The organism is Bradyrhizobium sp. 63_E2_N1_3 (assembly GCF_052076005.1).
GTDB classification, from domain to species: Bacteria; Pseudomonadota; Alphaproteobacteria; order Rhizobiales; family Xanthobacteraceae; genus Bradyrhizobium; species Bradyrhizobium barranii.
Map to the genome: position 1 here is coordinate 1,633,836 of NZ_CP197235.1, position 13,125 is coordinate 1,646,960.

The 13,125-nt window shown below is 60.0% G+C and carries 11 protein-coding genes; 2 read left to right on the forward strand and 9 right to left on the reverse strand.

The genetic code is table 11. The features are described from left to right. Window positions 1–20: 20 nt before the first annotated feature. From AB7531_RS07605 to AB7531_RS07620, 4 genes are all read right to left on the reverse strand, one after another. Complete coding sequence (locus tag AB7531_RS07605) at window positions 21–212, reverse strand: hypothetical protein (RefSeq protein ID WP_028150075.1); 192 nt, start codon at window positions 210–212, stop codon at window positions 21–23. 1,303 nt (window positions 213–1,515) lie between these two features. Beyond that, on the reverse strand, window positions 1,516–1,749 hold the full coding sequence (locus tag AB7531_RS07610; RefSeq protein WP_187387927.1) for a hypothetical protein: 234 nt from the start codon (window positions 1,747–1,749) through the stop codon (window positions 1,516–1,518). Between the two features lie 1,484 nt (window positions 1,750–3,233). Next, window positions 3,234–4,865: a winged helix-turn-helix domain-containing tetratricopeptide repeat protein gene (locus AB7531_RS07615; RefSeq protein ID WP_187387928.1), complete on the reverse strand. Its 1,632-nt coding sequence runs from the start codon at window positions 4,863–4,865 to the stop codon at window positions 3,234–3,236. Window positions 4,866–4,910: 45 nt separating this feature from the next. Then, window positions 4,911–5,930 carry a hypothetical protein gene (locus AB7531_RS07620; protein WP_187387929.1) on the reverse strand — a complete coding sequence of 340 codons (1,020 nt, stop codon included), beginning with the start codon at window positions 5,928–5,930 and terminating at the stop codon, window positions 4,911–4,913. On the opposite strand from AB7531_RS07620, the gene AB7531_RS07625 reads away from it, so the two are divergent. Both AB7531_RS07625 and AB7531_RS07630 read left to right on the forward strand, forming a co-directional pair. Next, window positions 5,922–6,761, forward strand: coding sequence for a DUF1194 domain-containing protein (locus AB7531_RS07625; RefSeq protein WP_283017540.1), 840 nt, complete (start codon window positions 5,922–5,924; stop codon window positions 6,759–6,761). The genes AB7531_RS07620 and AB7531_RS07625 overlap by 9 nt on opposite strands. A gap of 428 nt (window positions 6,762–7,189) precedes the next feature. Beyond that, window positions 7,190–7,366, forward strand: a complete 177-nt coding sequence (locus AB7531_RS07630; RefSeq protein ID WP_167768162.1) for a hypothetical protein — start codon at window positions 7,190–7,192, stop codon at window positions 7,364–7,366. A 90-nt stretch (window positions 7,367–7,456) separates the two neighbouring features. Here AB7531_RS07630 and AB7531_RS07635 read toward each other — a convergent pair whose 3' ends face one another. The 5 genes from AB7531_RS07635 to AB7531_RS07655 are packed head-to-tail and all read right to left on the reverse strand — an operon-like array spanning window position 7,457 to window position 13,074. Beyond that, window positions 7,457–8,170 carry a class II aldolase/adducin family protein gene (locus tag AB7531_RS07635; RefSeq protein ID WP_441279925.1) on the reverse strand — a complete coding sequence of 238 codons (714 nt, stop codon included), beginning with the start codon at window positions 8,168–8,170 and terminating at the stop codon, window positions 7,457–7,459. Further along, window positions 8,167–9,582 carry an FGGY-family carbohydrate kinase gene (locus AB7531_RS07640; RefSeq protein WP_283017539.1) on the reverse strand — a complete coding sequence of 472 codons (1,416 nt, stop codon included), beginning with the start codon at window positions 9,580–9,582 and terminating at the stop codon, window positions 8,167–8,169. The genes AB7531_RS07635 and AB7531_RS07640 overlap by 4 nt, the downstream gene beginning before the upstream one ends. A gap of 6 nt (window positions 9,583–9,588) precedes the next feature. Next, window positions 9,589–10,596, reverse strand: coding sequence for an ABC transporter permease (locus AB7531_RS07645; RefSeq protein ID WP_063981228.1), 1,008 nt, complete (start codon window positions 10,594–10,596; stop codon window positions 9,589–9,591). Next, complete coding sequence (locus AB7531_RS07650) at window positions 10,593–11,597, reverse strand: ABC transporter permease (protein WP_063986103.1); 1,005 nt, start codon at window positions 11,595–11,597, stop codon at window positions 10,593–10,595. The genes AB7531_RS07645 and AB7531_RS07650 overlap by 4 nt, the downstream gene beginning before the upstream one ends. Next, window positions 11,590–13,074, reverse strand: coding sequence for a sugar ABC transporter ATP-binding protein (locus tag AB7531_RS07655; protein ID WP_063981229.1), 1,485 nt, complete (start codon window positions 13,072–13,074; stop codon window positions 11,590–11,592). Before AB7531_RS07655 ends, AB7531_RS07650 begins: the two co-directional genes overlap by 8 nt. Window positions 13,075–13,125 lie beyond the last annotated feature (51 nt).

A 13,125-nucleotide genomic window follows, 5' to 3' on the forward strand; every position in this document is an offset into this window, starting at 1 on the left:
ATGTACGCTCGGCGAGCGGCTCAGGCTGTATGTCGAAGAGAACTTCCATAATGCTTGAAGAAGTTATCAAGCTTCACTGGTTCGCCGGTATCTCGCCAGAACAGTCTTTTACCGAGGCTGGCCGCCACTGCGAGGCGGTGGTGGCCGCCGATTAAAGTATGGTCATCGGATGCTGTTGCGATGATCTCGCCGTCTTCGTCCACGATTTTCATGTGCTGCCTCCAATCCAGCGTGCGGCCAGGCCGCCGCGATGGTGCGCAATCTATCTAACCTTATGCGGGCCCTGGGCGTTCCAACCCATGAAGATCACGGCTTCCGTATTCGACATGCGCCACATCGCCGCCCTTTATGTACCAACTGGCAAGGCCCGATTGCAGAGGGCGCGCGCCAGCACTCGACGGTCCCGGACCTGGAAGCCGCCCGGCGATGACAAATGGGCAAATTGTTTGTTGTGGATCAATTCCAAGGTGCCCAGACAGTCGTACGCTGCGCCGAAAATGAGGGAGGTTCCACATGGCATCAATCTTCTCGACGCCCCATCCAGAAAAATGCCCTCAATGTGGTTCTGGGTTGGTCCATCTAGAGTGGCGTGAGCGCGTCAATGCCCAAGAAATCCATGACCTTTGGCGCTGCTTTAACTGCAAAAGCGAGTTTGTCACCGCCGCCACTCCTGATGAGAGAGAACCCTCGGTCGTCGAGATAACCAAGCCCTTCTTTACGAGCCTAGTAGTCTAATCGACTGGCGTGGCTCGCGCTTTACTTGACGCCTTGACCGCCGACGCGCGCCGTTCGGCGGAGATCGTGCGGCGTGAAGCGCTTGAGGCCCAATAAATCACAGAGCCGGGGCGTCTTGCTCTTGTCCTCGTTCCGGCGCCAAACGCCACTCTTTGCGACGATTGAGCAAATAGGTCCTTGCCGTTACCTACTGTGAGCTTCGTCAGGCAGGATGCGAACGAGCAAGCGCATCCGGTCCTCCACTGGCCCAGGAAACAGGCTAAGGTTGCAGCCCCCATCAAGGGTCAAAAGGACAAGCTCGATGACCACAATCAAGTTCTTGGCGACTGGATTGATCGCGATCACCGTCCTTACAACGACCGCCGTGGCTCGCGAGAAATTCGCAGCCGGGCCAACGCGCATCACGGTGTACGGCAAGCCCTGTCATATATTCAATACCGGCCCCGGCGGCTGCTGGATTGTCTGGGAGGGCATTCCAATATGGTTCGGTCCGTCGGTCCGGGGCGTGCCCGGCCGCATTTGCGACAATGGCGACAATCCGAGGATATGTTGAGATGCGGACGATAAGAGGCGCGCAGCGGTATCCGAGGCAATCGCTGCGCGGTTCGGCCCTCGGCGGCGTCGGTCAGCGCGGTGGCGGCGAGAAGTACGCGCGGGTGCTTGTGCTCGCGTTTCGGCACCGTCTCGCTGAAGTGCCGGATCGCATCGGGCAACGTGATGAGCTCGGTGCCGCTGGGTAGCACGATCCGAGTGTCAAAGCGGCGTAAGCAACCATCGGATTCAGCCATGCTGACGCCAGTCCGACGGTATCCGTTCGCCGCAATCAAAGCGCGCGTATTTCTCGCGAGTCCACGCCTCATGAACGCGCGAGGCCCGGAAATTGGCCTCTGTGCTTTTGGGCAGATATTCGCTCCATGCCACCTCGAACGCCGCGCGGGAGCCGCCTCGAACGACGGCGCCGAGCCTTTGCGGTGCTTGCCGGGCTTCGAGCCGGGATAGAAGCCGCACTGCCATTGCCAAACCTCGGACGAGTCTGGGGTTTCCGACGGCTTTTGCTATGCTGCCGACGTGATGTCGTCAAAGTGGGTGTGCCAGCAATCGCTGCGGTGCGGATCGCGCCGGCGGGTGAGGACGGGCATAGGCGCATTTGAGCGGGGCCGGCAAGGTGCGGCGACCCGGATTGGCCGCGCCCGCTACTGGTCGAGCGGCCCCTTCCAATCTGTAAAGTCGTATACGGCCCACCATCGATGCAGTGTCTGCCCGCACGCTTTGCAATCGAAGCGCCCGCTTGCCACGACCGGCCGCCTTATTTGGATAGCGCTGTGAAGCGTCCCGCAAAACAAGCAACTAAAAAAAACGCGCATTGGTCATCGATCCCCGGTCGAAGTGCACCCCGTGCGTTGGGCCAACTGGGTCGCCATAGTAAAAAGGGCAGTTTGTATCTTGGCAGTTCAGGCCGAATATTTGTGAGTTCGCGCCAACGAGGGTCCTCGGTCGCGATGGGCCCAGGGTGCAGTGAGTGCACATAATTCACAAAGGACAAAAGGCCCGGCTGGGCCGGGCCCCATTGCACGCCACTCGCGTCGGTGACTTGTGAGTTCAGAGGCCAAAGGACCAACCGATTGCGAGACGCTGGCTCACTGGCGAATCAGTACCGTAATTTGTCGACACAATTGAGGCCAACGACGGTCGTCCCCGAGCATCTCAAGCTCGGCACTATGCGGCAGTCACGGCCATGGCAGCGATCCTCACGGCCTATCCCTTCGGCGGCTGCAATTCCCCAGCAAACCACCTGGCGACCTCGGGCGACGTGATCGGATCGGCTTCCTCGCAATGCAAGCATGTCGGCCGGAGTGGGCCCTTGCCATCCGGTCGCGCTATCAGGACCAGCGGCTTGCCGCAACGCGCACAATTTAAGGTTTTGGATATCCCGTCCATCGCCTCATTATGGCGCGTGGAACCGGAGAGTCCAGATATTGATGGCGATCTCCGCGACTGACACGCACACAAATTCGCGAATGCCTCATCAGGCTACCGCATCGTCCAGCCACAGTTCGAGCAGCGCGCGATCTGCGTCGCATCCCCTCGGCCGCCAAGAGCACCTGGGCGCGCGTAGGCGCGGCATGCACCTGCGGCAGGCCGGTAGCGCAAGCATGGATGACGCTTATTGCCGCTGGCTTCGCCTGGGATCGAATCAACATCTATCTAGCAATGGTTGGCCTGGGCCTAGCGGCGGCGTCTTGGCTGATCGGGTACGCGCTTCGATACGTTCTCACGGGCGGAGATGATGTCATGTCGAAATTGAAGAGAGGCAGTTGAATAAAGCCCACTTCAGTTGGTAGCTTCTGGACGTCGCCTGTTGGCCCTTAGAACGAGCTGACACCGGCCTCAAACGGCAAAGCGACGCGGATCACTCCATCCGGAACAGCCTCGAAGCCGCTTCTGCGCCGAAAAAGGCCAACTTGGAATGATCACATCAGGTTCACGCGCCTGAAGCTTTACTGGGCCATTGCCGTGGTGTTGCTCTTGCGAAGTCTGTCGAGGTCCTCATCAACCGCCAGAGCCATCGGCGTATTCCGCGGCGTCATCCGGTACGTCTGCAAAGAGGGGGCGGCCGCGACCAAAGCGGGCCACGCCGCCTCCGCGTCGGCGGCATGGCCGGTACGAATAAGCGACGATAGCCAGACCGCCTTGCAGACGCCTATCGCAGGTGTTCGATCCATACATTCGCGGGCGAAACGCAGCGCATCCTCGTAATCCTGCACGGAATAGCGCAGCCTTGCCCCGTAGAGCGCGTAGTGTGCTGGGCGTACCGGGTTCCAGGAGATCGCCTTCTCGAAGGCTTCAATCGCTGCCTGGGTTCGACCGGCATAATGCAATGCACCGGCAAGGACGACCCAGTTGTCCGGATCGCCAGGGCCGAGCTCGATCGCCCGCTCGGCCGCGCTCACCGCTGACTCAGGGTCCTGACCTGCGTCGGTTACTAAGGACAGCACTCGCCACGAACTGGCACGCAGCGGGTCCAGCGCAATCGCGCGCCTGACGTCGGCGATCGCCTGCGGCAAGTCCTGACGACTGAGCCCAGGATCGTGATGGCCAAAAATCAGCATCTTCTTCACCAGTCCGAGTCCCGTCCACGCGGGCGCGTAGTTCGGATCAAGGCGGACCGCCAGTTCGAGTTCCTGCCGCGCTTGGCGGAGGCTCTCGGAACTTGGTGCCATGGTCAGCGCAAGCGTGCGCAGCACGCGCGCATGCACATCAAGCGAGGCCGGCGCGCGGCTCCGTAACGCCGCCCGGTCCGACTCGCGCACGGTTGCACCAAGCGAGGCGCTGATCCGAGAGATCAACGTTTCAGTAACGTCGGGCAGGTCCTGCGCAGTGGGCTCGAACCGGCCGCTCCAGACGATGCGGTTGTTGCCGGAATCGATCAATTGCACGTGGAGCTGCAGCCGGTCGCCGCGTCTCTCTGCGCTGCCATCCACAAGGTAGCGAGCGCGGGTCATCGCGGCGATCTGGGCCGGCGACAGGTTCTTGCCGCTAAGCTCGGCTGTGGCGAGGGTTGAGACGATGTGCAGGTCGGGGTTGCGCGCAAGTTCGGAGGCAATCATGTAGGCTAATCCGTTGCCGTCCGGACTGCCTTCCTGAGAGGTGTTGAGTACGCGCAGGGGTAGAACCGCAACGTCGGCCACCATCCTGTTGTGTACCTTGGGGGGCCCGGAGCCGGCGCCGGGCAGTAGAAGTTGCCAGACCAGCATGATCGCGACTGCCACCATCGCAAGGGCGGCGGCAAGGCGATAGAATCTTCGCACATCGCGCGGCGCCGTGTCGGCTGCGTCAACGATCAGAAGGTAACCACGTCGTGGCATCGTCCGCACGACCTGCTGCCGGCTGTCACCGAGCGCGCGCCGGATCTCGACCACGCATTGCACGAGCGAGTCGTCGGTGACCGAAACGCCCGGCCACACTCGCGCACCGAGATCGAGTTTTGTAACCAGCTCTCCGGGACGGCGCCCCAATTCAAGCAACACTGCCAGAGCCTGAGGCCGCAGCTCAACGGCCTGGCCGTGCCGGTCAAATAACTGCGCCTGATCCAAATTGAGCGTGTATCCGTTCAGCCGCAGGCAGGTCATGCGCACACCTCCCGCCATTGATCTTAGCGGAACGGAAAGTGCGTCTCAAGGCAGCGGCAGAGCCCGATTTCGTCCTTTATCGTGCCTTTTCGTACGGTTTTCCCGCAGACCTGCACTACGTTGACAACCGGAGAGCCGCTGCCCTGAGCCCGCGGTAACCGAATAACGCGATACCGAGAAAGCTGCACCGCGCTCACAGGGCGCAGAGTGTGTCCAGTGCCAGACGGTGGTCTCTTTCTTCTCGCGAGATTGCAAATGCGGAAGAGATTTTCGATAGCCATCACAGCGGGAAGGGCGCATTGCGGCGGAGCCGACCGTCATTCGCGCGCGCGCCGGGGCAGCCGTTACTTCATTGTGTCGATACTGTGCGCGGCCTGCATCGTTCAGTTCGCAACCAATCCAGCGCGGGCTCAATGCACGGCTCGCGATGTCTTGCAAAACCAGCTGAAGCTCAAGACGCGCCCCGCCGAAGTGTCCCAGCAACTCATTCAGTCCGGCCGCGATGTGGCGACATGGAAGACCATTACCATTGGTACCTTCGCTGATCCGCTTGGACTGCGCAATAAGCTGGACGGCATGGGTTGCGGTATCGGGGGGCAGGCCGCTGAAATACTTGCTCGACCGACATTCATCCTTGGCTCTCGCAAGACAGACGTGGAGCTTATCCTCGTATCGCCAGCCCAGCTTGGATTCACGTCCGATACTGTGACCTTGGCTGATGTTTACGCGCGTGCTCGACAGCTCGGCTTCGAACTCGCGGCAGCCGAAGTCGGCCCGCAATTGCGCATCCAATATCTTGACCAGCCTATCGGTGAATTTCTCATCATCGGAATGGAGCCAATCAAGACGTGGAGTGGCGAGCCGATTGTTCTGAATGTAGCAAATGGCGGCGCCGGATTGATCCTCATCGGCCAGGACGGCAAAGCCGCCTCCGAAATACATGTGACATCTCGGTTCGTCTTCGCGCGCTCGCATCAATCCGCACCCGGCACTGGACCGATCGATCAGGCAGCGGCGTTTCTGCCACCATGAAGAGGAACCAGCAGCGAGGCCACCATGCTTCATCGTGTCTCCATCGCAGCGGCATTGATCGCCGGAGTGATCGCCGGAGGTGAAGTCGCCAACACGGCCGCCCTCAATTCGGGGTACCGAGTGGTTGCCGGCAGCGAGCAGCCATCGGTTGATGTCGAACTCGTTCTTGCTGTTGATGTCTCCTATTCAATGGATCCTGGCGAGCTTTTGCTTCAGCGCGAGGGTTACGCGGAGGCCATCGTTTCCAACGAATTTCTCCAGGCGCTCAAGGCCGGGCCGAACCGAAGGTTGGCCCTGGTCTATGTGGAATGGTCTGGACCGAACGATCAGAAAATCATCGTGCCGTGGAGATTGATCGACAGCCGCGAATCTGCAGCTGCGGTGGCGGCGGAAATCGCGAAAGCGCCGGTTCGCATGGGCTCACGCACCTCGATCTCTGGCGCGATAAATTTCGCATTGCCGCTGTTCGATGCGGATCCGTATCGTGGACTGCGGCGTGTGATCGACGTTTCCGGCGATGGCGTGAACAACGACGGAAGCCCAGTTACCATCGCACGTGATGCGGCGCTGGCAAGGGGCATTACCATCAACGGATTGCCGATCATGCTCGAAGGAAGGCTTCCGTCGCAAATGGACATCGACGACCTCGATCTCTATTACGAGGATTGTGTGATTGGCGGGTCAGGCTCGTTTATGGTGACGATCAGAAGCCGTGACGGGTTCAAGGAGGCGATCCGAACAAAGCTCGTGCTCGAGGTTGCCGGCGGCGTGCCCAGGGACCGGATCGTTTCGGTGACCGAAAGGGAGCCACGAATATCCTGCCTCATTGGTGAGGCAATATGGGCGAAACGAAGCCGGTGGTGAGCGCTTCGGTACCTTTTGGAAGGCGCACAGTTCGATCCGCGTTGAACGAGCGTAGTACGTCTGCTCACGGCCCTCAGCCGACATAATTGGCGTTATGGCTGACTTCCGCTTTACCGGAGATGTCCGACTTCATCATCAAATGCGGAAACCGCTTCCGTCGACCGGAAAGGCAAGGATCGTGGATGCTGTCCCCCCCCACTCATCAGCAGGCGAGCTTGCCTAACACCCTCGCGGGCTGTGCACGAACGAAAAGAGCACGTATCCGGTGTGGTCGTCGCGCTGGGGGTAGCGAAGCTCGCTCCGTGCTGTTGTATTGGCGCGGCAGCTTCGGGCCTGGTGACCCGGAACGGACCTCGTCAGGCGAACGCGGCCGTTGCAGACGATCTGCACAGCGCGTACCGTCGCCGATGCCGATACAAGGAGCCCCAATGACTGATCGAGACAAGATTCTGATTGCCCTTGGCGAAAAGCCTCTGAAGGTTTTCGAAATCATGAAGCGCGTGAACATAAAGCATGAGGACGATTGCCAATCGCTCTTGTTGAAGATGCGTGACGACGGCGCCGTGAAGTTCGATATTCACAAGGGATATTGGCACGCTGTCTGACAATTTTCGATTGATCACCAGCGGCTGGTAGAGTTGCTTGCAAGTTTCCTTAGCGAAGAGAAGACTAGCCGCGTTCAGCGACACTCTGAGTCAATGTGGCGCCAGTTTCGACTGAGGCATGGCGCGTGGAACATCACCGACGTCGTCAAGATCGGGCGCCTGGCCGTAGCCCATGCGTTTCATCTGTTCGTGGACCAGTGCCATTTCGGTCTCGCTGAGGCGCGGAGGTTCGCCGATCGCCAGCGCGTGGACATACATCTTCGCCAGGGTCTCCACCTCCACGGCAAGCCAAAGCGCCTTTTCAAATGTCTGCGCCGTTATGATCAAGCCATGATGGCCGAGCAAGCAGGCATTTCGTCCTTCGAGCGCATCGACGGCATAATCCGACAGCGCTTGTGTGCCGAAGCAGGCATAAGGCGAACAACGGATATCGTTGCCACCGGCTACCGCGACCATGTAGTGGAAGCAGGGAATGCCACGCTCGTGCACGGCGAGAATGGTGCTGAAGGTGGAATGCGTATGAAGCACGACGTTTATGTCGGCCCGCGCTCGCAGAATATCGCGATGAAAACGCCATTCTGAAGAAGGGCGATGGTTGCCCTGGTAATTCGCGGCAAAATCCATCGCGACAATGTCTTCTGACCGCATGCGCTCGTAGGGCAAGCTTGTCGGTGTGATTAGCATGCCGTTTGGAATCCGGTGCGAAAGATTGCCGGAAGTCCCTTGGTTGAGACCGTTTCGGTTCATCTCCTTGCAGGTATCGACGATGCCCTGGCGGAGATCGGCATGATTGCGGTCTGTCATGATGGGTGCTCCGAAAAAGAAATCCAGGATTGATAGGCGGCGGAAAGGGTGCGTTTGCACTCATCCTCGCCGAGCGGCGTGACAGCTTCAAGCACCACGCTCGAAACCGGAATCGTACGCGAAAATCTCCGCCACAGCAGCGCCGCGCCGAGCGCCGTTCCATCCCGAGATTGGCTCACGGAGACGCTCTGCGATGGCCGCAACGCGGCCAGAGCGCGCGCGAAGGGCAGGTTGGCGGCGAAGCCACCGTCGATGACGATGTGTTTCGAGCTGCCAAGCGCATCTAGACAGCGGTTTGCGCTGAATGCGGCGTAGAGGACTGCCAACCCCTGCCATTCGGCTGGCGTCTCGGGCCGCGGTCCGATAATGCGTCCGCGGTGAGCTGCACCGGGGAACAGTCCATCATCCCCAACGAAGGAGGGGAGTGCCAGGGTTCCAAGGGCCAGTAGACTCGGCAATGCGGTGAGGACGGCTGCATCAGAAGCGTCGTGGTCTCTGCTGATCAAGTCGTATTCGCGGCCTGTCGCGATCAGCGTGGAGGGTACGTTCTCACCGTCGACATCGATATTGAGCACCATGCCGCGTGTGGCGTCGAGCTTGTCTAGCGCGAGGCCGCGCTGAAAGCCGATCATCCAGGTGCCTGTTGATAGGATCGAGGTATCGGCCATGCCGGCGGCCTTGTAGCGGAACAGGTTGGCGTTGGAATCATGCACGCCGCAGAGGATTTCGGTCGAGCGCGCCAGGCCGGTACGCTTGGCTACGGCCTCCGAAATCCTCCCTAGCACCGCACCGGCGGATGCCCGCTCCGGCAGAAGACGGTCCCAGCCGCGCTTGCGCATCAGGGAGGAAGGCTGATGGTGGAAAAGGTCCCAGATATGGCTCTGAGCCGCGAGCTGTGAAATTTCACTTGCAGCACACCCGCCGAGCCGCAAGGCGAAATACTGCGCAGTCGTAAGATAGGTTTTCGCGCGGGCGAATTCGGTGGGATATGCGCTTTCCTGCCAGAGCAATTGCTTGCCGAGCCGCATCGCGCCGCTGATACCGCAAAACACTTCATCATAGGCAGGCGCAATCCGGGCGTAGGTCTGGTCGATCTCAGGCGGCGAGACCGCATCATAGTCCATCATCGGCAGCACTGGCTCGTCACCTTCGACAAGAACGGCGCCACACCCATGCGCGGTCGCGATCACCGCGCCGATGGTGTGGCGTTGCGTCACCACGGCCAAAGTGTCGAGGAACCACTCTTCCAGCCCGGCAAGATCATAGGCGAGGTATGGTCCTGCCGTGGTCGGCACATTCGGGATCGAAAGTGCTTCGAGCGGCCAGCCGTCCTCACTCGCGACCAGCAGTTTCAGATTCGTCTTGCCAATGTCGAGAACCGCGATCCGGGGAGAGGCTTCCGATCTTGTCATCGTTGTCTACCGGGGCGCTTTGCCGCCCAGATGGGGAACCGCAGCAACGGCAATCAGGATGCCCCCCCAGATCGCCAGAGTGAGGAACTGGCTGAGATTGAGAAGGTTGAACGCCGAGGAGATCACCTGAAGGATTATCAGCGCAAGCAGCAATCCGCCGACCTTGCCAAAGCCGCCAAATGGATCGACGCCACCGAGCACTGCTGCAAGAATGGTGACGAGCAGATAGCTCTCGCCATATGCCGCGTTGGCTGAATTGAAACGTGCCAGCATGACGACCGCTGCGACACCGGCGAGCAGGCTCGAGAGGACATATAGCTTGAGCAGGACGGCGCGGGTATCGACGCCGGAGTAGCGGGTTGCCTTCTCGTTCGAGCCGATCATGTAAACCCTTGCCCCGAAGGGCGTTGCGTTTAGCATGAGCGCGACCGGCAACGCACAGAGCGCCAGCACGATCAGGGCAAAAGGCACCCCGAGAACCGTTCCATTGCCGATGAAAACAATGGGCTCCGGAAATCCGGAGATGACATTGCCGCGCGTCAGGCCGATCGCGAGTCCCTTGCAGAGTGTCATGGTGCCGAGGGTTGCGAGGATCGGCGAAACGCCGAGATAGGCGATGACAAATCCGTTGACAAGGCCGACCAGTGCCGCGACGGCAAACCCTGCCGCAATCGCCAGCACCTGTACGCCGACCCAGGCAATGCCCTGAGTGCCCGGAATGTAGTGCGTCAGCAGGAAGGCAATGGTCAGTCCAGAGAGATTAGCGGTGGCGATGATGGAAAGGTTGAGGCCTCCAGATAACAAGGCCAGCATCATCGCAAGCGAAAGGATGCCGAGCTCCGGCATCTGGAAGGCCATCGATTGCAGCGTGTTGACGGAGAAAAACCGGTCGCCGATGGTAATGGCGAACACCAACCAGAGCGCGACCAACAACAGCATCAGGGTTGCGATCGTCCCGCTGCCGGCAAAACGGATCAGGCGTCCGCGAAGGGCGAGGGTGGACTCATTTCTCATGGCCGCGCGCTCCGGGTCCGCCGTTCTCGCTGCGACCAGGCTGTTGCCGAGACCGAGATCAGAATGACCAACCCGACAAAAAATGGCGACCAGTAGGACGAAACGCCAAGCAAAATGATTCCATTCTGCAGGATGGCGAGCAGTGCCAACCCCAGAAACGTGCCGAGAACGGTGCCGACGCCGCCCATCAGGCTGGCGCCGCCGAGCACGACGGCCGCAACCACATCGAGCTCCTTGCCCACCAGCACCGTCGGAGCGACGGACTGTGCAAGCTGCGCCTGGACCAGTGAGGCGATACCGGCCATGACCCCCATGTAGCAATAGACCAGCATGTTGAGGCCGAAGACATGGAAGCCGAGTCGCTGCGCGGCATCGGTATTGCCCCCCATGGCGTAGATTTGACGACCGATATTGCTACGATTGAGCAGGAGCCAGGTGAAGAGAAATGAGAACCCGAGCGCGAGGATCTGCAGGTTGACGCCGTAGGACGTATCTTTGCCCCAATCGAACTCGAACCAGAATATCCCGGTCGCGAACCAGTCGGGTAACGAATAGATATATTTACCGCCCGTGAAGAAAATCAGCAGCCCATAGAAAATGTTCAACGTTGCGACGGACACGATGATTGATGGTATCCGAAGCTTCTGGATGAAGATCGCGTTGAGGGCGCCGAGCGCACCGCCAATGCCGATCGCGATCGCAAAAACGCAGATCCAGTTCGCGCCGTATGCGTTCGCCACCGTAAGCGTGACATATTGCGCCACCGATGCCGTCGCCGTGAAGGAGATGTCGATTCCGCCGGCGATCAGCACCACGAGCAGCCCGAGGGCGAGGATGCCTACGAATGCGTAGGAGGTCAGCAGGTCGAACAGATTCTGCATGGTCAGGAACTGGCCGTTCGCCGCGCCCAGGCTGACGCAGAGCACGAGGATCACGATCAACAGCCAGAACTCATGGCTGCGCCGAAACCTGCCAAATGAAGCAAACCGCGATTCAGGCATTGACTGCCTGCCGAAGCGCATCTTCGGAGGTGTCTGCGGCCATCACGTCAGTAGTCAAACGCCCTTCGCGCATCACCAGCACGCGATGGCTGTGATAAAGCACCTCGGGGATTTCGTCTGATATCATCAGCACTGCGACGCCCTCGCGGGCCAGCCGCCGGATGATCTCATAAATCCCATCCTTAGCGCGGATGTCGACACCGACCGTTGGGCTATCAAGGATAAGCACTCGTGGGTTGGTCGCCATCCATTTGGCGAGCACGATCCGCTGCTGATTGCCGCCGGAGAGCGTCTTGACCGGGTTGTTGGGATCAGAGACCTTGATTCCGAGTTCGGCGACCCATCGCGCAACATGGCTTTGCCGCGCGCGTGCGCCAATCAGGCCGAACGCGCCGGCGAGACGTTCCAACACAGTCAGCGTGACGTTCGACGTGATCGACTGGTCAAGGATGAGGCCAAGCGTAAGCCTGTCTTCAGATACGTAGGCGATGCCTCGACGGATCGCGTCTGCATTCGTGTTCAGCGCGATGCGGTGGCCGTCAAGCGCCATGGTGCCTCGATCGGGTGGGTTCATGCCGAACAGCGACAGTGCGAGCTCGGTTCGGCCCGATCCAAGCAATCCGGTAAGGCCCACGACTTCTCCGGCGCGTAATTGCAAGCTCACATCGTCGTAGTCACCATCGCGGCCAAGCCCCTGGACCTCGAGAACAACCGCACCCACGGCAAGGTCGGGCACCTGTTTCTGATACTCGAAAGCCTTCCCGGTCATCAGGTGACTGAGTTTGCTGCCGTTGATGGTCGCTGCGGCAAAGGTGCCTACCTTGGCGCCGTCCCGCAACACCGTCACGCGTTCGGCAATCTCAAGCACCTCGTCGAGGCGATGGCTCACGAATACGACGCAGATACCGCTTCTTTTCAGGTCGCTGACGAGCTTGATCAAGGTGTTGACCTCGTGGCGGGTCAGCGACGCCGTCGGCTCATCCATGATGAGAAGTTTGGCATCCGCCGCCAAGGCCCGGCAGATCGCGACCAGCTGGCGTCCGGCAATGCTGAGTTCGGAGACTTTTGTTTCTGGATCGACCTCAACGCCGACCTTCGCCATTGTGGCCATGGCGATGGCCCGCATAGAGGACCAGTTCACCGTGTGGACGCCGCCAAGATGGTGCGCCATGGCGATGTTCTCGACGACGGTGAGGTTGGAGAATAGCGATAGATCCTGATAGATGACCTGAATGCCGCAATGGGTGGAGTAGACCGGGCTTAGTTTTGGGTACTCCTTGCCGGAAATGACGATCCGGCCTCCTGGTTCCGGCGCCTCGACGCCGGAAATGATCTTGATCAGCGTGGACTTGCCGGATCCGTTTTCGCCGACAAGGCAATGCACCTCTCCGACCTCCAGCGTCAGATCGACGTCGCGAAGCGCATGCACGCCGCCGAAACGTTTTGATATGCCGGACATCTTCAGGAAAGTCGTCAAGGCTTCGTCCTGTAATGGGACCGCTCGTCAAGCGATCGCCTCGACGAGGAT